This is a genomic window from Pseudomonas sp. PSB11 (genome assembly GCF_014596605.1).
Classification (GTDB): Bacteria; Pseudomonadota; Gammaproteobacteria; order Pseudomonadales; family Pseudomonadaceae; genus Aquipseudomonas; species Aquipseudomonas umsongensis.
In genome coordinates this window covers 268,553-288,119 of sequence record NZ_NOIO01000005.1, presented here as the reverse complement: position 1 = coordinate 288,119, position 19,567 = coordinate 268,553, and the positions used below count along the sequence as shown (strand labels likewise).

Genomic DNA, 19,567 nt, shown 5'->3' with positions numbered 1-19,567 from the left:
GGCGCAAGCGCACCTGGGGGCTCGAAAGTGAGGGGGTAATCATCACGTGCTTGAGAGGCATATTCGTAGCCCACAGGTGCATGTTCCTTCCCTGATCAAAACTGACTTCCAGACACCGAAGTATGGAGGAGGAAAGGAACGGACAACCTATATCGAGAGGCTTCGTTCCGGTTCTGCGCAGTGGGTAAACCGGCAAGGATGCCGGTTTAGCCGCGCTGGGCCATGGATGGCCCATCGCGGCGACCCACGGAGCAGGACCGGAGCGAGGGTATGCCGAGCATTAGCGAGGCACCGAACGCCAGGGGCAAGAGCCCTTGGTTACTTGGGGCTCTTCCAAGTGACTCGCTGTAAAAGCGAAACCCTAAGTGGTCGTTACCGCAGGAATGGATATGTACACCTGAAAGAAATTGGTCGGCTGCCAGGCCGCCTTCGCGAGCAGGCTCGCTCCCACAGTAGATCGGGTACATCCGCAAGCGACTGGTCGGCTGACAGGCCGCCTTCGCGAGCAAGCCCGCTCCCACAACACGCGTGATATCAGGAGGGCTTGGGTGGGGCCGCATCCGACGGGGCTTTTGCCGAACCCTGCTTTTGCGCGCGCCACGTCGCCGGAGGCATGCCGAACTGGCTGATGAACCAGCGCGTAAACGAACTCGCCATCGAGTAGCCGAGCATGTCGGCAATGCGACTGAGCGAGTAATTCGGGTTGTCCAGGTAACGCAGCACCAGGTCGCGGCGCACGTCGTTGATCACATCGTTGAAGGCACAGCCATCATCCTTGAGGCGACGTTGCAGTGTGCGTACGTTCATGCCCTGGCTCTGCGCGACCTGTTCGATGGTGGCGCGGCCCATGGGCAGTAGCAGGTAGATGGCCTTGCGCACTTCGAACAGCATCGAAGTGCCCTGGTGGCTTTGCAGCGAATCGAGGTAGCTCTGGGCATAGCGTGCCATGGCCGGGTCGGCGTTGGGGTTGGTCATGTCCAGGCTGGCGCCGGCGCAGACGATGCCGTTGAACTCACTGCCGAATTCCAGGGTGCAACCGAACAGGCGGCGGTGCAGTTGAAGGTTGTCGGGGGCCTGGTGGGTGAAATTGACGCTGTAGGGATGCCAGTGTGAGCCGAGCAGGGCGGCGCACAGGCGGAACATCACGCCGATGGCCAGCTCGGTGGCCTGTCGACAGGGCATCGGCGATTCGGTGACCACCTCTTCGCGAATGATCACCATCTTGCCGGCCTCTTCAATGAAGATGGCCAGCGAGTCATTCATCAAGTGCCGGTAATGCACCACCACCTGCAAGGCATCGCGCAGCGTGCGCTGATGGCTGAGCAGCAGGCTGACCACGCCGAAGTCCGAGAGCTGGCGTGATTCGGCCATGCTCAAGCCGAAGGTCTGGCAGCCACTGGCAGCGGCTGAATCCTCCAGCAGGCGCACGGCGGAATCGATGGGGATGCGATGTTCCGGGGCCTGCAGCAAAGCCTTGGACAAGCCAACACTGGCCAGCAAATCGCGAGGGTTGAACCCCAGGTATTGGGTGACCTCCAGGTAGTTGGTCAAGACGGCGGCGCGAACAAGCTTGGTCATGCGAAGGTCTTTCCTGGGCCGATTGCAATTCAAGTGAGCGTGGCGACTATATCCAGCGCATCAGCAATTGCAACAGTTGTTAAGTGAGCGATTGCACCCGCCCATTGCTGTCCGATTTACCACTCTTGAACCTGCCTCATCGAGGCTCACCCATTGATTACAGTGACCCGCACAGAACTTGCTGAGATTTTCGACCGGTGGTCGCACCGCGCCATCACCGAAACGTTTGTCATGAAAAGAAAAGTGCCTGACGTCCAATGAAAAGCGCCTGGGGTGGGCGCTCTTTAATGTCAGTCCTACAAAAAGCCCCTGGCGACAGAGCCAGTCGAGTCATCGAGAAAGCGTAGGTGTTGAAGTGGACAAACTGCAAACTGCCGCAACCGTTCTGATCGTACCGGGCCTGCGTGAGCACGTCGCCGAACATTGGCAAACGTTGCTTGAAGCCAGGCTGAGCAAGGTACGTAGCGTGCCGCCGCTGGAGGCCGACAAGCTCGATTGCAACAAACGCGTGCAAGCGATCCAGCATGCACTGGAACAGATCGACGGGCCGGTGATCCTGGTCGCCCATAGCGCCGGTGTCCTGATGGTCGCGCACTGGGCCGCGCAGCACAGCCGGCCGATCAAGGGCGCGCTGCTGGCCGCTCCACCTGACCTCGATGCCCCTTGGCCGTCTGGCTACCCATCGCCGGAAACCCTGCGTAGCCAGGGATGGGACCCTCTACCCAAAGGCCCGCTGCCATTTCGCAGCCTCGTGGCCGCCAGTACCAACGACCACCTCGCCAGCCTGCAAGCCGTTACGCACCTGGCCGAAGGCTGGGGCAGCGAGCTGCTCAACCTGGGCGATGTCGGTCATCTCAATCCTGCTGCCGGGTACGGGCACTGGCCGCAAGCCGAAGCCCTGATCCTCGAGCTGGATCGCTAGTTCAGGCGCCGGTTGGCCCGCGCCATCCGGTATCCGCCCCTATCCTGAAAAACGTAAACCCCTGGAACAAGGGGTTACGCGGGGCCTGCTGCGCTTAAAACAAATACAAAAAGGCGGAGACAACGCTATGCACCACAACAAGAGTCACGGGTTCACCGCTTCACGCTACACCTTGCTGGCCTCTGCCATTCTCGCGGCAACGGTGCCGACGGCCCATGCGGTCGAGATCGAGACAGGTAACCCGGACTGGAACGTTCGCGTGGATAACACCGTCAAGTACAACTACGGCGTACGCACCGAAAGCGCGGACAAACGTATGTTGGGCACGCCCAACAACAACGACGGCGACTACAACTTCCGTAGGTCTGGCACCAACATCACCAACCGCGTCGACCTGTTGACCGAGATGGACGTGGTCTATCAGAACCACATGGGCTTTCGCGTGAGCGCCGCCGGTTGGTACGACAAGGCCTACGAGAACACCGGTTCCAATTCCAACCCGTTCGTCAACGGCAACGGTTCGACCTCGGGCCTGATCGCCAACGACCCACGCCTGGCCGCAGTCACCAATGACAACGTCGGCAATGGCAGCCCGCACCTGAGCAACTATGCCCAGCGTTACTACACCGGTCCGTCCGGCGAAATCCTCGACGCCTTCGTGTTCTACAGCACCGAAGTGGGCGAGGAGTCGATGCTGAGCTTCAAGGCTGGCCAGCACAACGTGTTCTGGGGCGAGACCATTCTCAATCCGGTGCATTCGATCAGCTACGGCCAGTCCGGCCTGGACCTGGCCAAGCTGGCCGCGTCGCCTGGCACCGAAGCCAAGGAGCTGTTCGTACCGCGCAATCAGCTGTCGATGTCGTTCACCGTCAACCCTGAGTTGACCCTGGCGGCCCAATACTTTCTCGACTGGGATGAAGCGCGTCTTCCAGAAGCCGGCACCTACTACGGCGGTTCCGACCTGGTCGGTTTCGGCGCGCAGTCGTTCCTGCTGGGTAACACTAATGCTGTCGTGCCTGGCAGTCCTCTGGGTTGCGGCCTGGCGCCGTGCAACGGCTTGACCAACGTGCGTCGCGGGCACGACCTGACCCCGGACAAGCGCGGCGACTGGGGCCTCATGGCCAAATGGTCACCCGCCTGGCTGGACGGCACCCTCGGCGTCTACTACCGCGAAACCTCGGAAATCCTCCCGCAGGCCTGGCTCGATGCCCGTGGCCTGAGCTCGGCCAACCCGAACGGAACCCGGCCAGCCGGCCAGGTGCCCGCGGTCATCAACACCCTCAACTCGCTGAGCACCGCCACCTATCAGATGGCCTATGCCGACAACATCAAGATCGTTGGCCTGAGCCTGTCCAAGGACGTGGGCGGGGTGAGCGTGGGCTCGGACCTGAACGTTCGGCACAACATGCCGCTGGCCAGTATCCCGGCCGTCGTCAGCACCACCAGTCCCCTGGGCCTGGGCCAGGGGCTCGGCCTGCTGCCGGCACGCACACCCGGCACTGGCGTGATCTACGACACCCCGGAAAAGGGCGACAGCATGGCCGCCACCGGCGACACCCTGCACTGGACGGTCAACGGTCTGATGACCATGCCGAAAACGCCCGTGTTCGATTCGGCGACCCTGCTCGCCGAGTTGTACTACAGCAACTTGCTCAAGCTCGATAGCAAGAACGAAGCGCTCTACAAAGGCAAGGGCACCTACCACGGTATCGATCAGCCGACCCGGGACAACTGGGGCATCGCGGTCAACTTCACACCGACCTGGTACCAGGTGTTTCCCGGTGTCGATCTCAACGCGCCAATGTCCATCAACCTCGGTCTCGATGGCGTGTCACCGGTCGCAGGTGGCGGTGCCAAGGACACCGGTAACTACGCAGTCGGCCTCGGCGCCATTGTGTACAACAAATACTTCGTCGACCTGAAGTACGTGGACTCTTTCGGCAAGGCCGACAAGTGCAATGTCAGTGGCGTGAGTACTGGCCCGACCGGAGGTGACGGCGCTGCGCCGAATGCCTTCAGCGGCAACGAAAACTACGCCTGTTACGCCGGTGGCTACTCGTCCTTTTCCGGTGGTGGTGCCACGACTGAGGACCGTGGCGCCGTGTACCTGACGATGAAAACAACCTTTTGATGCACCACTGATTTGCTCAATGCAAGCAGGAGAATAACAAGATGAAATTCGTGAAAACCGTGTTGGCCGCTTCGCTGGCCATGGTCCTTGCCGCCCAGGTACAGGCCGCTGTTTCGACCCAGGACGCTGCCAAGCTGGGCACCAGCCTGACTCTTGTGGGCGCCGAAAAGGCCGGCAATGCCGATGGTTCGATTCCGGCCTACAACGGTGGCCTGACCACGCCGCCAGCCAGTTTCAAGGCGGGTGACAGCATGCGCCCGGACCCGTTTGCCAGTGAAAAACCGCTGCTGGTGATCGATGGCAAGAACGTCGACCAGTACAAGGGCATGCTCACCGCCACCACGGTGGAACTGGCCAAGCGCTTCCCGACTTTTCGTGTGGACGTGTTCCCGACCCACCGCACCGTTTCGCTGCCAAAAGCCATCCTCGATAACGGCGTGAAAAACGCCAGCGGTGCCAAGTCCCTCGAAGGCGGCCTGGCGATCGACAACGTGCTGCCGGGCGTGCCGTTCCCGATTCCGCAATCGGGCAACGAAGCGATGTGGAACTTCCTCTTGCGTTATCAGGGCGTGAGCATCAACTCCAAGTACGACTCCTGGAACGTTGACTCCGCCGGCGTGCCAAGCCTGGCCACCACCGGGCAGGCGTTCATCTCCTATCCGATCTACGAGAACCTGACGCAGCCGATCAGCAGCGCCGATGTGTACTACCAGATGAAGCTGTCCTACACCGGCCCGGCACGTCGCGCCGGCGAAGCGGTGATGCTCAAGGACGCGGCCAACCCGCTGCAGCAACCCCGCCGCGCCTGGCAATACCTGCCGGGGCAGCGTCGGGTGAAGCTGGCGCCTAACCTGGCGTACGACACACCGAACCCAGGGACTGCGGGAGCGGGCACTTATGACGATGTGTTCGTGTTCAACGGTGCGCTGGATCGCTACGACTGGAAGCTGGTGGGCAAGCAGGAAATGATCGTGCCCTACAACACCTACAAGCTGACCTACGCCCAGGATCCGAAGTCGCTGACCACCGCCAATCACTTGGCACCGGACTTCGTGCGCTGGGAAAAACACCGCGTCTGGGTCGTGGAAGGCAACCTCAAGGCCGGTGCCCGGCACATCTATGCCAAGCGTCGTTTCTACCTCGACGAAGACAGCTGGAGCGCTCTGGCCTCGGATCAGTATGACGCCCGTGGCCAGCTCTATCGTGGTTCCTTCGCGTTCCTCAGCCAGAGCTATGACAAGCAGGTGCCGGACTCCACGCCTTTCATGATCTACGACCTGGTCGGGGGTTCCTACAACATCAACGGTGTAGTCGGCCCTTACGGCGGCATCAAGTACATCGATCCGCTCTCCAAGGCCCAGTGGTCGTCGGAATCCCTGGCCGGCAGCGGCATTCGCTAAGCAAACCGCAAGCAGACGCTCGCACGATCCACTGTGGGAGCGAGCCTGCTCGCGATGGACGTTAACGATGACGCGTGCTGTCTGGATGCCCGCGTCGCCCTCTGGTCCATCGCGAGCAGGCTCGCTCCCACATGACCTGCACGGCGCAAGGTTTGAACGTCAGGCACACCGATGTGTGTCCCGGCGCGGTTTTCCGAAGAGGACGCGGTATGTGTTCGAATAAGAATTATAGGCATGTGGCGTTTGGCGTTGTGCTTGGCTTGTTGCAGGGCATCACCCACGCAGCCGATTACGTTGATGTGCTGGACCTGCCTGCCAGGGTCAGTGCCTTGGCCCTCAAGAGCCCATTGTCTGGCATGGCCCGCGCCGGTGAGCGCGTGATCGCCGTCGGCCAGCGCGGCCATATCCTGTTCTCCGATGACGGTGGCAAGCACTGGCAACAGGCTGCCGTGCCGGTCAGTGCCGACCTCACCGCCGTGAACTTTGCCAGCGCTACCCAAGGCTGGGCGGTGGGCAATGACGGCGTGGTGCTGCACACGAGCGACGCTGGCGCGACCTGGAACAAGCAACTCGACGGTCGCCAGATCGGCGACTTGCTGGTCAAGCATTACACGGCGCTGGCCAGTGCCGAGCCGGGCAACGAACAGTGGCCGCTGCTGGTCGCCGAAGGTCAGCGCCTGCTAGAGCAGGGCGCCGATAAACCGCTGCTCGATGTGTGGTTCGCCAATGACCAGGTCGGCTATGTGGTCGGCGTGTTCAACCTGATCCTGCGCACTGACGATGGCGGCCAAAGCTGGACGCCGTTGCAGGATCGCACCGACAACCCGCAAGGCTTGCACCTCAACGCCATCGCCTCCACCGGCGACAACCTGTACATCGCTGGCGAACAGGGCCTGTTGCTCAAATGGGATGACCAGGTCCAGCGCTTCGCCGCCGTGCCAACGCCCTATCAGGGCAGCTTCTTCGGCGTCGTTGGCAAGCCTGGCGAAGTGTTGGTCTACGGCTTGCGCGGCAACGTGCTGCGCAGTACCGATGGCGGCCAGAACTGGAGCGCGCTGGACACAGGTCTGCACGTCAGCATCACCGCCGGCCTCGTCGATGCCCGGGGCAATTACCGCCTGTTCACCCAGGGCGGGCAGATGCTGGTCAGCCAGGGCTCGGGTGCGCAAATGCACCTGATGCAGCAACCGGCACGCACCCCGGTCTCCGGCGCCACCCAGTCCGCCGACGGCGCATTGGTGGTAGCGGGCAGCCGTGGCGCCCAGGTATTAGCCGCCGATCCAGCCCTCGAACCCTAAGAGCGAGAACCCAGACATGGGCAATATCAAACAAGACGCCATGCCGGTGATCCGCGAGCTGCGTGATTTCGACCGCCGCTCGGGCAACCTGCTCGAACGGCTGGTGTTCAACTACCGTCCGCTGTTCATGCTGCTGATGGCCTTGGCCACCGTGGTCCTGGGCTTCATGGCGGTGACCCGCCTGGAACTGCGCCCCAGCTTCGAAAAAATGATTCCGCAGAGCCAGCCGTACATCCAGAACTTCCTGGAGAACCGCCAGTCGCTGCGCGGCCTGGGCAACTCGGTGCGGGTGGTGGTCGAGAATACCCAGGGTGACATTTTCGACCCTCAGTACCTTGACGTACTCAAACAGGTCAACGACCAGTTGTTCCTCACTGAAGGCGTCGACCGTGCCTGGATGAAGTCCTTGTGGAGCCCGGCGGTACGCTGGACTGAAGTCACCGAGCAAGGCTTCCAGGGCGGCCCGGTGATGCCTGATACCTATGAGGGCAAACCTGAGCAAATCGAACAGCTGCGCCAGAACATTTCCCGCGCCGGCATCGTCGGCAGCCTGGTGGCCAGCGACTACAAGTCGAGCATGCTCGTCGTACCGCTGCTGGACAAGTCCGCCGCAGGTGGCCAGCGCATCAACTACCATCAGTTCTCGCAGATGCTTGAAGAGCAGTTGCGCGACAAGATCGAATTCGCCGGCGACAGCGCCGCGCGTAAATCCGGGGAAGAGGGCAAAGGCCCGTACAAGGTGCGGGTGATCGGTTTCGCCAAGCTGATGGGCGACCTGATCGACGGCCTGATCCAGGTGATGATGTTCTTCGGCCTGGCCGTGGTCACCTCGCTGATCATCATCTACGCCTACACCCGTTGTGTGCGCAGCACGCTGTTGGTGGTCGGCTGCTCGCTGATCGCGGTGGTCTGGCAACTGGGCATCGTCGCCTGGCTGGGCTACGCCATCGATCCGTACTCGGTGCTGGTACCGTTCCTGATCTTCGCCATCGGTGTGTCCCACGCCGCGCAGAAGATGAACGGCATCATGCAGGACATCGCCCGTGGCACCCACAAACTGATTGCCGCGCGTTACACCTTCCGCCGCCTGTTCATCGCTGGCGTCACTGCATTGCTGGCCGACGCCGTGGGCTTTGCCGTGCTGATGCTGATCGACATTCCGGTGATCCAGGACCTGGCGATCACCGCCAGCATCGGTGTCGCGGTACTGATCTTCACCTCGCTGTTGCTGATGCCGGTGGCGCTGTCCTACATCGGCGTCGGCCGCAAGGCGGCCGAGCGTGCGCTGAAAATCGACAACCGTGCCGAGCACCACAAGGGCTTCGGCAAACTCTGGGACCTGCTCGATCGTTTCACCACGCGCAAGTGGGCGACGGGCGCCGTGCTGGTCGCGGTGCTGATGGGCATTGGCGGCTTCATGGTCAGCCTGCAACTGAAGATCGGCGACCTTGAAAGTGGGGCGCCGGAGTTGCGCGCCGACTCGCGCTACAACCGCGACAACGCCTACATCACCAGCCACTACGCGCTGTCCAGCGACCTGTTCGCGGTGATGATCAAGACCGCGCCGGAAGGCTGCCTGAACTACAAGACCCTGATCCTCGCTGACCGCCTGGCCTGGGAGCTGCAACAGTATCCGGGTGTGCAGGCGACGTCCTCGCTGGTCAACGCGGTACGCCAGATCACCGCCGGCACCTATGAAGGCAACCCCAAGCTCAACAGCATCCAGCGCAACCAGGACGTGCTGAACTACGCCGCACAGCAAGCCTCGGTCAACTCGCCGGAGTTGTTCAACAATAACTGCTCGCTGATGCCGGTGATTGCCTTCCTCAAGGATCACAAGGCCGAGACCCTGGATGCGGTGGTGGCGATTGCTGACAAGTTCGCCAAGGAAAACAGTACTGACGATCGCCAGTTCCTGTTGGCGGCCGGCAGTGCCGGGATCGAAGCGGCCACGAACATCGTGGTGCGCGAGGCCAACCGTACCATGCTGCTGTACGTCTATCTGGCGGTAACCCTGTTTTGCCTGATCACTTTCCGCAGCTGGCGCGCCACGCTGGTGGCGCTGCTGCCGCTGGTGCTGACTTCGATCCTGTGCGAAGCGCTGATGGTGGCCATGGGCATCGGCGTGAAAGTCGCGACCTTGCCGGTGATCGCCCTGGGTGTGGGGATCGGTGTGGACTACGCACTGTATCTGCTCAGCGTGCAATTGCACTTCCAGCGCCAGGGCCTGCCGCTGTCCCAGGCCTACCGCAACGCCGTGTCGTTCACCGGTCGGGTGGTCGGGCTGGTCGGTATCACCCTGGCCGCCGGCGTGGTGTGCTGGGTCTGGTCGCCGATCAAGTTCCAGGCCGACATGGGCATCCTGCTGACCTTCATGTTCCTGTGGAACATGCTCGGTGCGCTGATCCTGATTCCCGCCCTGTCGTACTTCCTGCTGCGTGAACGGGCACCGCAACCCGGCGCTGTTGCGGCAGCCGAAATCATTGAATCCACTGAACGTCCCGGCATGCCCCATGCCGTGACCACTTCCGAGTAAGTCAAGATGTCTGATTACAAAGCTCCCCTGCGCGACATGCGCTTCGTACTCAACGAGGTCTTCCAGGTATCCCGGCTGTGGGCCAGTTTGCCTGGCCTGGCCGACGTGATCGATGAAGAAACCGCTGCCGCCATCCTCGAAGAAGCCGGCAAGATCAGTGGCGAAGTCATCGCACCCTTGAACCGCGCGACCGACGAGCAGGGCTGCACCTGGAACAACGGTTCGGTGACCGCCCCGGACGGTTTTGCCCAGGCCTATCAAGCCTTCGCCGAAGGCGGTTGGGTCGGTGTCGGCGGAGATCCGCAGTACGGTGGCATGGGCATGCCCAAGGCCATTTCGGCCCAGGTCGAAGAGATGGTCAACTCGGCCAGCCTGTCGTTCGGCCTGTACCCGATGCTGACCGCCGGCGCCTGCCTGTCGATCAAGGCGCACGCCAGTGAAGAACTCAAGGCGCGTTACCTGCCGAACATGTACGCCGGCACCTGGACCGGTTCCATGTGCCTGACCGAGGCCCATGCCGGCACCGACCTGGGCATGATCCGCACCCGCGCCGAGCCCCAGGCCGATGGCAGCTACAAGGTCAGCGGCAGCAAGATTTTCATCACCGGCGGCGACCACGACCTGACCGAGAACATCATCCACCTGGTTCTGGCGCGACTGCCGGATGCCCCGGCGGGCCCAAAAGGCATCTCGCTGTTCCTGGTGCCCAAGGTGCTGGTCAACGCCGACGGATCGCTGGGTGAAAACAATGCGCTGTCCTGCGGCTCCATCGAACACAAGATGGGGATCAAGGCGTCGGCCACCTGCGTGATGAACTTCGACGGCGCCACCGGCTGGATCGTCGATGCGCCGAACAAGGGGCTGGCGGCGATGTTCACCATGATGAACTATGAGCGCCTGGGCGTGGGCATCCAGGGCCTGGCGCAGGGCGAGCGTTCCTACCAGAACGCCGTCGCCTATGCCCGTGATCGCTTGCAGAGCCGTGCACCTACCGGCGCGCAGAACAAAGACAAGGCCGCCGACCCGATCATCGTCCACCCTGACGTGCGGCGCATGCTGTTGACCATGAAGGCCCTGAACGAAGGTGGCCGTGCGTTTTCCAGCTACGTGGCCCTGCAACTGGACATCGCCAAATACAGCGAAGACCCGACAGCCCGCACCCGTGCCCAGGAACTGGTGTCGTTGTTGACCCCGGTGGCGAAGGCATTTCTCACCGACATGGGCCTGGAAACGACCCTGCACGGGCAGATGATTTTCGGCGGCCATGGCTACATTCGCGAGTGGGGCCAGGAGCAACTGGTGCGCGACGTGCGCATCACGCAAATCTACGAAGGCACCAACGGCATCCAGTCCCTGGACCTGGCCGGGCGCAAGATTGTCGGCAGCGGCGGGACGCTCTACCGCCTGTTTGCTTCGGAAATCCGCAACTTCACCGCCAACGCCAGCGCCGAACTTGATGAGTTCACCCAGCCGTTGAACGCCGCCGTGGACACCCTCGATGAACTGACCGCGTGGCTGCTGGATCGGGCCCAGGGTAACCCGAATGAAATCGGCGCGGCCTCGGTCGAGTACCTGCACGTGTTCGGCTACACCGCGTACGCCTACATGTGGGCGCGCATGGCCAAGGCCGTCGTGAGCGGCGATGCCGAAGACGATTTCTACACCAGCAAGTTGGCCACCGCGCGTTTCTACTTCGCCCGGTTGCTGCCGCGTATCCACTCGTTGAGTGCATCGGCCAAAGCCGGTAGCGACTGCCTCTACGAGCTGCAAGCCGACCAGTTCTAAAGGACAAGGAACCTTAATCATGATGGCGACAAAAATAATTCCACCCGCCGAAGGCGCCTATGCCTATCCCTTGCTGATCAAGCAATTGCTGCTGTCCGGGGTGCGCTACGAACCGGGTCGGGAAATCGTCTACGCCGACAAACTGCGCTACAGCTACCAGACCCTCAACCAACGCATTCGCCGCCTGGCCAATGCGTTGACCGCGGCCGGGGTCAAGGCCGGTGACACCGTGGCCCTGCTTGACTGGGACAGCCACCGCTACCTGGAATGCTTCTTCGCCGTGCCGATAATTGGCGCGGTGCTGCACACGGTGAACATTCGCCTGTCGCCGGAGCAGGTGCTGTTCACCATGAACCACGCCGAGGACGACCTGGTGCTGGTGCATGATGACTTCCTGCCGCTGGTGGAACAGATCCAGGGCCGGTTGACCACGGTCAAAGGCTTTGTGCAGCTCACCGAAGACCAGGCATCCGATACTTCGTTGCCGGTGCTGGGTGAGTACGAGCAGTTGCTGTCCCAGTGCCCGGACCAGTACGAGTTTCCCGATTTCGACGAGAATTCGGTAGCGACGCTGTTCTACACCACCGGCACCACCGGTGATCCCAAGGGCGTGTATTTCACCCATCGCCAACTGGTCTTGCACACCTTGAATGCCGTGGGGACATTGGGCGTCTACCAGGGGACGCCGCTGCTGCGTTCCGATGACGTGTACATGCCGATCACGCCGATGTTCCATGTGCATGCCTGGGGCGTGCCTTACGTCGCGACCCTGATGGGCATCAAGCAGGTGTACCCCGGCCGCTACGAACCCAACAGCCTGGTCCGGCTTTATCAGGAGGAGAAGGTGACCTTTTCCCACTGTGTGCCGACCATCCTGCAAATGCTCCTCACCTGTGAGCAAGGCAAGTCCGCCGATTTCAATGGCTGGAAAATGCTCCTGGGCGGCAGTGCGCTGCCCTTGGGTCTTGCCAGCGAAGCCAGTGCCAAGGGCATGGTGGTGCACGCCGGCTACGGCATGTCGGAAACCTGCCCGCTGCTGTGCCTGACTTACCTGCGCGATGAAGACCGCAAGCAATCGGCCCAGGCGCAACTGCCGACACGCATCAAGACCGGTACGCCGGTGCCGATGGTCGACCTGAAAATCATCGATGCCAGTGGCAATGACGTGGTCCATGACGGCGAGTCCCTGGGCGAGATCGTGGTGCGCGCGCCGTGGTTGACCCAGGGCTACTTGAAAGAGCCGCAAAAAGGCGCCGAATTGTGGCAGGACGGCTGGTTGCACACTGGCGACATGGCTTCCATCGACCCGTTGGGCGGTGTGGAAATCAAGGATCGCATCAAGGACGTGATCAAGACGGGCGGGGAGTGGATCAGCTCCCTGGAGCTGGAAAGCCTGATCAGCGAACACCAGGCGGTGCTGTCGGTCGCGGTGGTGGGCATTGCCGATGAGCAATGGGGTGAACGGCCCATGGCCCTGGTGGTGTGCGAGCCGGGACAGTACCTGGACCGCAAGATCCTCGAGGCGCACCTGCAAGGGTTCGTCGAGCTCGGTCGGATCAATAAATGGGCGATTCCCAAGCAGTTCAAGTTCGTGGCTGAGATTCCCAAGACCAGCGTCGGCAAGATCAACAAGAAACTGATCCGGGAACAGGCGCTTGCCTGAGCAACCGTGACGCACAACCCACTGTAGGAGCGAGCATGCTCGCGAGAAACCCGAGAGCACCGCGGGGTGTCAGGTAGCCAGCGTCATCGTTGACGACCATCGCGACGGTGCGACGATTCGACATGCTCGCTCCTACAGGGGGGCCTTCGGCCCTACAGATTTCAATGAAAATCCCCCCGCACGTTTTGCAAAAACCATGAGGTTGCGTACCTCATTGCGACAACTCTTATCTCTCTACGGAAATTACTTTCATCTCGTTTGAAGTTCGTGCCTCGAAATGTTCTAAGAGTTTCACAAATATTTCGACGTGACCCTCTTGAGGAGTACCGCATGTTCAAACGAGCAATTCCCGCCGCCATTCTGTTGTTCGGCGGTTCGATCGGCGCACAGGCAGCAGAGCCCGGCGCACGCGGCTTTCTGGAAGACAGCAAGGCCAGCCTTTCCATGCGGACCCTGTACTTCAACAGCGATAACCGCGACGGCAGCGCAGACCCTTCCAAGACCGAAGAGGCGGCCCAGGGTTTTGTGCTGCGTTATGAGTCGGGATTCACCCAAGGCACCCTGGGGTTCGGGCTTGATGCCCAGGCGTTGCAAGGGATTACCCTGGACAGCGGCGCTGGTCGCCACGTCGGCAGCGGCATGATTCCCTCGAAGGGCGACGGTGCGGCCGATGCCTGGAGCAGCTTCGGTCCCACGGCGAAGATGCGCATCGCCAAGACCGAACTGCGTTACGGCACGTTGTTGCCGAAGCTGCCGATACTGCTGTCCAACGATGCCCGCGTGCTGCCGCAATCGTTCACGGGCGGCCAGGTCACGTCAAAAGACATCGATGGCCTGACCCTGACCGGCGGGTTGCTGGAGCACGCAGTCGGTCGTGCCTCGACCGATCGAACCGGCCTGTCGGTTGCGGGCGGTACCCGGGAGAGCAACAAGTTCTATTTCGCCGGGGGCGACTACGAGGTGACCAAGGCGCTGAAGGCACAGTACTACTTCGCGCAGCTGGAAGACTTCTACAACCAGAACTTCCTCGGCCTGACACACAGCCTGGCCATCGACAGTGCAAGCGCCATCACCACGGACCTGCGTTATTTCCGCACTACCTCCAGCGGTGCCAACAGCTCCGCTGCAGGTAGAGCGCAGGGTTATCGCGTCTCGGGTTACACCGATGACAACAACGGTGAAATCGACAACTCCACCTGGGCTGCCATGGTGACCTATACCAACGGCGGACATGCCGTGGCGCTCGGTTACCAGCAAGTGGGCGATGGCAGCAACTTCGTCCAGCCCAACCAGGGCAGCCTGGTGGACAAAGGCGCGGGTGGCGGCAGCGTCTACCTGCCCACCGATCGCATGATCCAGAACTTTGCCCGCGCCGGGGAGCAAACCCGTTTCGGTCAATACACCTATGACTTCGCACCCCTTGGAATCCCGGGCTTGAAGGCGTCAGTGGCGTATCTCAAGGGCACGGACATCAAGGCGCAAAACGCTGCGGACCAGTCTGAGTGGGAGCGTGATATGACGCTGGACTATGTGATTCAGTCGGGTTCGTTCAGGGGGCTTGCCTTCAGTGTGCGCAATGGCAAGTCGAACACCGATGCCGGGCGCAACGTTGAGCAGAATCGCTTCATCATCAACTACTCCCTCTCACTGCTATAACGGCCGCTACACCCTCACGGCGAATGAAATCCCGGGTAACCGACCAATCAGCGGATTCACTCGATCCACTGTAGGAGCGAGCATGCTCGCGATTGAGGTCAACGATAACGCGGGGAGCCTGGCCCCCCGCGGTGCTCTCAGGTTTTTCGCGAGCATGCTCGCTCCTACGATGCCCAACCTGACCGCCACTCAATAAACATCCCGCAAATAACGCTTCTGCTCACTCATCTGCCGCCAGTAGTCAGCGGCGCCTTGCGAGTCCAGTCCACCGTGGTGCTGCGCGACCTGGCGCAAGGCCTGGTCGACGTCCTTGGCCATGCAGCTGGCGTCGCCACAGATGTACAACCGGGCGCCGTCCTGCAGCCAGCGCCAGAGTTCGGCGCCTTGTTCGCGGATGCGGTCCTGCACGTAGATTTTCTCGGCCTGGTCACGGGAAAACGCCAGGCTCAGTTGCGTCAGCAGGCCATCGTGTTGCATGCCTTGCAATTCGTCGCGGTAGTAGAAGTCGCTGGCGGCGTGCTGTTCACCGAAGAACAGCCAGTTCTTGCCCTGGTCGCCCCGCGCCCGGCGCTCCTGCAGGAAGGCGCGGAAGGGCGCGACCCCGGTGCCGGGCCCGATCATGATCATCGGCACATCACCTTCGTTCGGCACGCGAAAGTGTCTGGCTGGCTGGACGAAAACCGGTACCTCGGCGTCCTGCGCGCGGTCGGCGAGGAAGGTCGAGGACACGCCCTTGCGCTTGCCGTAGCGCACCGCCGCCACGGTCAGATGGACTTCCCGTGGATGCGCCTTGGCGCTCGAAGCGATGGAATACAGGCGCGGTTGCAAGCGCTTGAAGGTGCCCAGGAGCTCGCTCGCCGAGCAGTCCAGTGGATATTCCTGCAGCACGTCCGCCAGTTGCCGCCCCCACAACCATTCTTTCAACTGAGCCTTATGGTCAGTCCCCAGCAACTGTTTCAAACCGGGATTGGCGCTGCGTTCGGCGATGAAAGCCAGGGTGTCTCTGTTGGGCCGGGCGATTTCGAAGTGTTCGGTCAGTGCCTGGCGTAACGACACTTCGGCGCATTGATCGACATTTACCAGCGTCTCGCCATTCAACCGGGTCAAGTCGAGCAACTCGTCGACCAGTTCCGGGCAATTGCGCGGATGGACGCCCAGCGCGTCACCCGCCTCATAACTCAATCCCGAATCCGCCAGGTCCAGGGAAAACATACGGGTTTCCTTGTGCGGGCTCTGGCGGTTCAGGTGAAGATTGGCCAGCAGCCGCGAAGCATGGGGCTTGGCCTTGCCGGGTGTCTGGGCAGCGCTGGCGGCAGTGTGGCTATGCGTGACGATCACAGCCTCGGGCTTGAGGGTCTTCTGCAATTGCGCCAGCCAGGTATCGGCGCGCTCCTCGAATTCGGTGTCGCAATCGACCCGTTCCAGCAGGCGGGTGGCGCCCAGTTCCTGCAGGCGCTGATCGAGCTGTTTGCCGTGCTGGCAGAATCGGTCATAGGCCGGATCACCCAGGGCCAGCACCGCAAAGCGCAAGGACTCCAGACGCGTCTGGGCGGTGCTGAGGGTGTGCCAGAAACCTTCGCCATTGTCCGGCGGATCGCCATCGCCGAAGGTGCTGCTGATCAGTGCCAGATTCTGCGTGCTGGCCAACTTGCTGGCGGGGAAGTCGGCCATCGCGCTCAGCTCCACGGCGAAGCCGTCATCGCGCAGGCGCGCGGCCAGGCGCTCGGCCAGGGTTTCGGCATTGCCGGTTTGCGACGCCCAGAGCAAGGTCACCGCGGGGGCATTTTCTGCAACGGCGGGCGCCAAAGTTGCAGCATGATCAGCTACACCCGCATCAACCCGACTGAACAATCCGCCCAGGAGTCCGTCCAGCCACAGACGAGTCTCGATGGCCAACGGCGCGCTGGGTGGCAGCACCGGCACCCCAGCCGCCTGGCGCCCTGCTGGCGATTGCAGGCCACTGAGAAAACCGGCGAGGTAGGTGCGTTCACGGTCGTTCAATGGCGGGGAGGGCAGGCAACGGATGCCCGCGAGATCGGCAAAGGTCTCGATGCTCGACATGGCGAGTTCCTCTGGTAAGGGGGATGAGTCGACGGTGGCCGGCGCTGGCGTTTGCAGGAACTGATGGTCGATCAGTTCGACACGTTGCAGGGCGACCGCACAGAATTTGAATTCGGGCTGCTGCGAGATCGGGTCGACGGCATCGTTGGTCACGGCATTGATCGCCAGGTTCTCGCCAAACACATCGTTCCAGTGAAAAGGCGCAAAACAGTTGCCCTGGCGCACGCGGTCGCTCACCAGCGCAGGCAACACGGCCCGACCTCGTACCGAACGTACCTCGACCGGGTCCTTGTCCTTGATGCCCAGGGCGCTGGCATCCTCGGGATGGATCTCGACGAAGGGGCCCGGATTGAGCTTGTTCAGGGTCGGCACCTTGCCGGTCTTGGTCAGGGTGTGCCACTGATGCTGCAAGCGCCCGGTGTTGAGCACGAAGGGAAAGGCTTCATCCGGCATTTCAGCGGGAGCCATGTGCGGACGGGCGAGAAAGATGCCTTTGCCGCGCTCGGTGGGGAAGACGATCGTCGGCTGGCTGCCGTCGGCTTCGACCCTGAGTGCCTGACTCTCGCCATTGTTGAGGTAGCGAATCGGATTGCGTTCCGCCGCGCTAGCGCTGGCGCAGGGCCATTGCAAGGGTTTGTTGCGCAGGCGCGGGTAGCTGGCGCCGCGAATGTCATAGCCGGTCTTGGGGTTCCAGGCGCGCTTGATCTCTTCGAACACCGCGTCGGCAGTGCTGTAGGTGAACGCCGCGGCGAAGCCCATTTCGCAGGCCACCCGCGCGATGATCTGCCAGTCGGGCAGCGTCTCGCCCGGGGGCTCCACGGCTTTTTGCATCAGCGTCAGGTTGCGCTCGGAGTTGATCATAACGCCCTCGGCCTCGGCCCAGAGCGCGCCGGGCAGCAGGATGTCGGCGTAACGGTTGGTCTCGGTGTCGAGGTAGGCGTCCTGGGTGATGACCAGCTCTGCCGCCTGCAGGCCGTCGATCACTTTCTGGCGGTTGGGGCCCGACGCCACCGGGTTGGTGCAGATGATCCAGCAGGCCTTGATCCGTCCTGCGCTCATGTCTTCGAACATCGACACGGTGCCGCCACCTGCGTTGCGCGGCAGTCGGTCGCGGGGGATGCTCCACAAGTTCTCGATGAACGCGCGGTCCGCCTCTACCAAGAGCGAACGCTGGCCGGGTAGGCCAGGCCCCATGTAGCCCATCTCACGGCCACCCATGGCGTTCGGTTGCCCGGTCAGGGAGAACGGCCCGCTGCCCGGCCGGCAGATCGCCCCGGTGGCCAGGTGCAGATTGCACAGGGCGTTGGTGTTCCAGGTGCCGTGGGTGCTCTGGTTCAGCCCCATGGTCCAACAGCTCATCCACTGTGCGGCTTCGCCGATCCATTGCGCGGCCTGGCGAATGTCCGCCTCGGGCAGACCGGTGAGGTGTGCGACCTTGGCCGGCGGATAGTCCTCGAGAAATTCCGGCATGGCCTCCCAGCCTTCGGTGAACGCCGCGATGAACGCCGGGTCGGTGTGGCCGTTTTTCACCAGCAGATGCAGCAAGCCATTGAGCAATGCCAGGTCGGTGCCCGGCCTGATCGGCAGGAACAGGTCGGCTTTGTCCGCGGTGGCGCTGCGCCGTGGATCGACCACGATCAACTTCGCGCCGGCCTTGACCCGGTCCATCATGCGCAGGAACAAAATCGGGTGACAGTCGGCCATGTTGGCGCCGATGACGAAAAACAGGTCCGCCTTGTCGAAGTCCTGATACGAGCCCGGAGGGCCATCAGAACCGAGGGAGAGCTTGTAGCCGCTGCCGGCGCTGGCCATGCACAGGCGGGAATTGGACTCTATGTTTGCGGTTCCGACAAAACCCTTGGCCAGTTTGTTGATCAGGTATTGGGCTTCCAGCGACATTTGCCCGGACACGTAGAACGACAATGCATCGGGGCCGTGGCGATCGAGGGTGTCGCGCAGTCGGTTGGCCGTCTCGCTGATGGCTTTATCCATGGCAATGCGCACCGGATCGCGGCGGCGTTCCTGGCGCAGGTAGGCGTGTTCCATCCGGCCCGACTCGGCGATGGCCTGGCCGCAGGTGGTGCCCTTGGTGCAGAGCCTGCCGGCGTTGCTCGGGTGCTCCTTGTCGCCGCTGACCTTGACCACGCGGTTGTTTTCGACCTGCATGACGATGCCGCAGCCCACACCACAATAGGGACATACACTGCGTACGGTTTTGCTTGTCATCCTCGTCCCTCGAATCTTTTGCCGGCCGTTGCCGATGCCGGAAACAAAAAAGGCGCCATGCGGCCCACCGTCAGAAAAAACGGGGGACACACGGCGCCTTTGTCGTATGCATGCAATCAGCGTTGACTGCAGGGTTGAGGTGTTCCTAGCAAGTCACGCGCCAGAAATGCCCTTGAGGTCGTGATCGTTATGGATGCGCAGGCGAGCGGGGCTGCGCGGGCACGGTTTTGCCGGATGAAAAGCGCGGTCTTGTGCGATTCCCCGGCGAAGGGCGTGCAGGAGGGGGATCGTTGAACGACGGTTCAAATGAA

Annotated in this window: 10 protein-coding genes; 8 read left to right on the top strand and 2 right to left on the bottom strand. The window is 62.0% G+C overall.

The window, feature by feature from the left end; all coding sequences use genetic code 11:
- Positions 1 to 534: 534 nt before the first annotated feature.
- On the bottom strand, positions 535 to 1,578 hold the full coding sequence (locus CGA21_RS09460; RefSeq protein ID WP_020800028.1) for an AraC family transcriptional regulator: 1,044 nt from the start codon (positions 1,576 to 1,578) through the stop codon (positions 535 to 537).
- A 355-nt stretch (positions 1,579 to 1,933) separates the two neighbouring features.
- Here CGA21_RS09460 and CGA21_RS09455 point away from each other — a divergent pair, with 355 nt between their 5' ends.
- The 8 genes from CGA21_RS09455 (at position 1,934) to CGA21_RS09420 (ending at position 14,969) form a co-directional block, all read left to right on the top strand.
- On the top strand, positions 1,934 to 2,500 hold the full coding sequence (locus tag CGA21_RS09455) for an RBBP9/YdeN family alpha/beta hydrolase (RefSeq protein WP_020800027.1): 567 nt from the start codon (positions 1,934 to 1,936) through the stop codon (positions 2,498 to 2,500).
- Between the two features lie 127 nt (positions 2,501 to 2,627).
- The gene (locus CGA21_RS09450; protein WP_110751159.1) at positions 2,628 to 4,631 is read left to right on the top strand and encodes a DUF1302 domain-containing protein; all 2,004 of its coding nucleotides are present in this window, start codon (positions 2,628 to 2,630) and stop codon (positions 4,629 to 4,631) included.
- 41 nt (positions 4,632 to 4,672) lie between these two features.
- Complete coding sequence (locus tag CGA21_RS09445) at positions 4,673 to 6,031, top strand: DUF1329 domain-containing protein (RefSeq protein ID WP_020800025.1); 1,359 nt, start codon at positions 4,673 to 4,675, stop codon at positions 6,029 to 6,031.
- Between the two features lie 209 nt (positions 6,032 to 6,240).
- Positions 6,241 to 7,329 carry a WD40/YVTN/BNR-like repeat-containing protein gene (locus CGA21_RS09440; RefSeq protein WP_110751163.1) on the top strand — a complete coding sequence of 363 codons (1,089 nt, stop codon included), beginning with the start codon at positions 6,241 to 6,243 and terminating at the stop codon, positions 7,327 to 7,329.
- A gap of 16 nt (positions 7,330 to 7,345) precedes the next feature.
- Complete coding sequence (locus CGA21_RS09435; protein WP_188264080.1) at positions 7,346 to 9,865, top strand: efflux RND transporter permease subunit; 2,520 nt, start codon at positions 7,346 to 7,348, stop codon at positions 9,863 to 9,865.
- A 6-nt stretch (positions 9,866 to 9,871) separates the two neighbouring features.
- Positions 9,872 to 11,650: an acyl-CoA dehydrogenase C-terminal domain-containing protein gene (locus CGA21_RS09430; protein WP_188264079.1), complete on the top strand. Its 1,779-nt coding sequence runs from the start codon at positions 9,872 to 9,874 to the stop codon at positions 11,648 to 11,650.
- A gap of 19 nt (positions 11,651 to 11,669) precedes the next feature.
- Positions 11,670 to 13,313: a fatty acid--CoA ligase gene (locus tag CGA21_RS09425; RefSeq protein ID WP_188264078.1), complete on the top strand. Its 1,644-nt coding sequence runs from the start codon at positions 11,670 to 11,672 to the stop codon at positions 13,311 to 13,313.
- Positions 13,314 to 13,643: 330 nt separating this feature from the next.
- Positions 13,644 to 14,969 (top strand): OprD family porin, encoded by a 1,326-nt coding sequence (locus CGA21_RS09420; RefSeq protein WP_188264077.1) that lies wholly within the window; start codon positions 13,644 to 13,646, stop codon positions 14,967 to 14,969.
- 189 nt (positions 14,970 to 15,158) lie between these two features.
- Here CGA21_RS09420 and CGA21_RS09415 read toward each other — a convergent pair whose 3' ends face one another.
- Positions 15,159 to 19,256 carry a bifunctional nitrate reductase/sulfite reductase flavoprotein subunit alpha gene (locus CGA21_RS09415; protein ID WP_188264076.1) on the bottom strand — a complete coding sequence of 1,366 codons (4,098 nt, stop codon included), beginning with the start codon at positions 19,254 to 19,256 and terminating at the stop codon, positions 15,159 to 15,161.
- Between the last annotated feature and the right edge of the window lie 311 nt (positions 19,257 to 19,567).

Coding starts and splice junctions, on each gene's coding strand:
- CGA21_RS09435 (WP_188264080.1), top strand. CDS start 7,346: ATGGGCAATATCAAACAAGACGCCATGCCGGTGATCCGCGAGCTGCGT.
- CGA21_RS09445 (WP_020800025.1), top strand. CDS start 4,673: ATGAAATTCGTGAAAACCGTGTTGGCCGCTTCGCTGGCCATGGTCCTT.
- CGA21_RS09415 (WP_188264076.1), bottom strand. CDS start 19,256: ATGACAAGCAAAACCGTACGCAGTGTATGTCCCTATTGTGGTGTGGGC.
- CGA21_RS09420 (WP_188264077.1), top strand. CDS start 13,644: ATGTTCAAACGAGCAATTCCCGCCGCCATTCTGTTGTTCGGCGGTTCG.
- CGA21_RS09430 (WP_188264079.1), top strand. CDS start 9,872: ATGTCTGATTACAAAGCTCCCCTGCGCGACATGCGCTTCGTACTCAAC.
- CGA21_RS09450 (WP_110751159.1), top strand. CDS start 2,628: ATGCACCACAACAAGAGTCACGGGTTCACCGCTTCACGCTACACCTTG.
- CGA21_RS09460 (WP_020800028.1), bottom strand. CDS start 1,578: ATGACCAAGCTTGTTCGCGCCGCCGTCTTGACCAACTACCTGGAGGTC.
- CGA21_RS09440 (WP_110751163.1), top strand. CDS start 6,241: ATGTGTTCGAATAAGAATTATAGGCATGTGGCGTTTGGCGTTGTGCTT.
- CGA21_RS09425 (WP_188264078.1), top strand. CDS start 11,670: ATGATGGCGACAAAAATAATTCCACCCGCCGAAGGCGCCTATGCCTAT.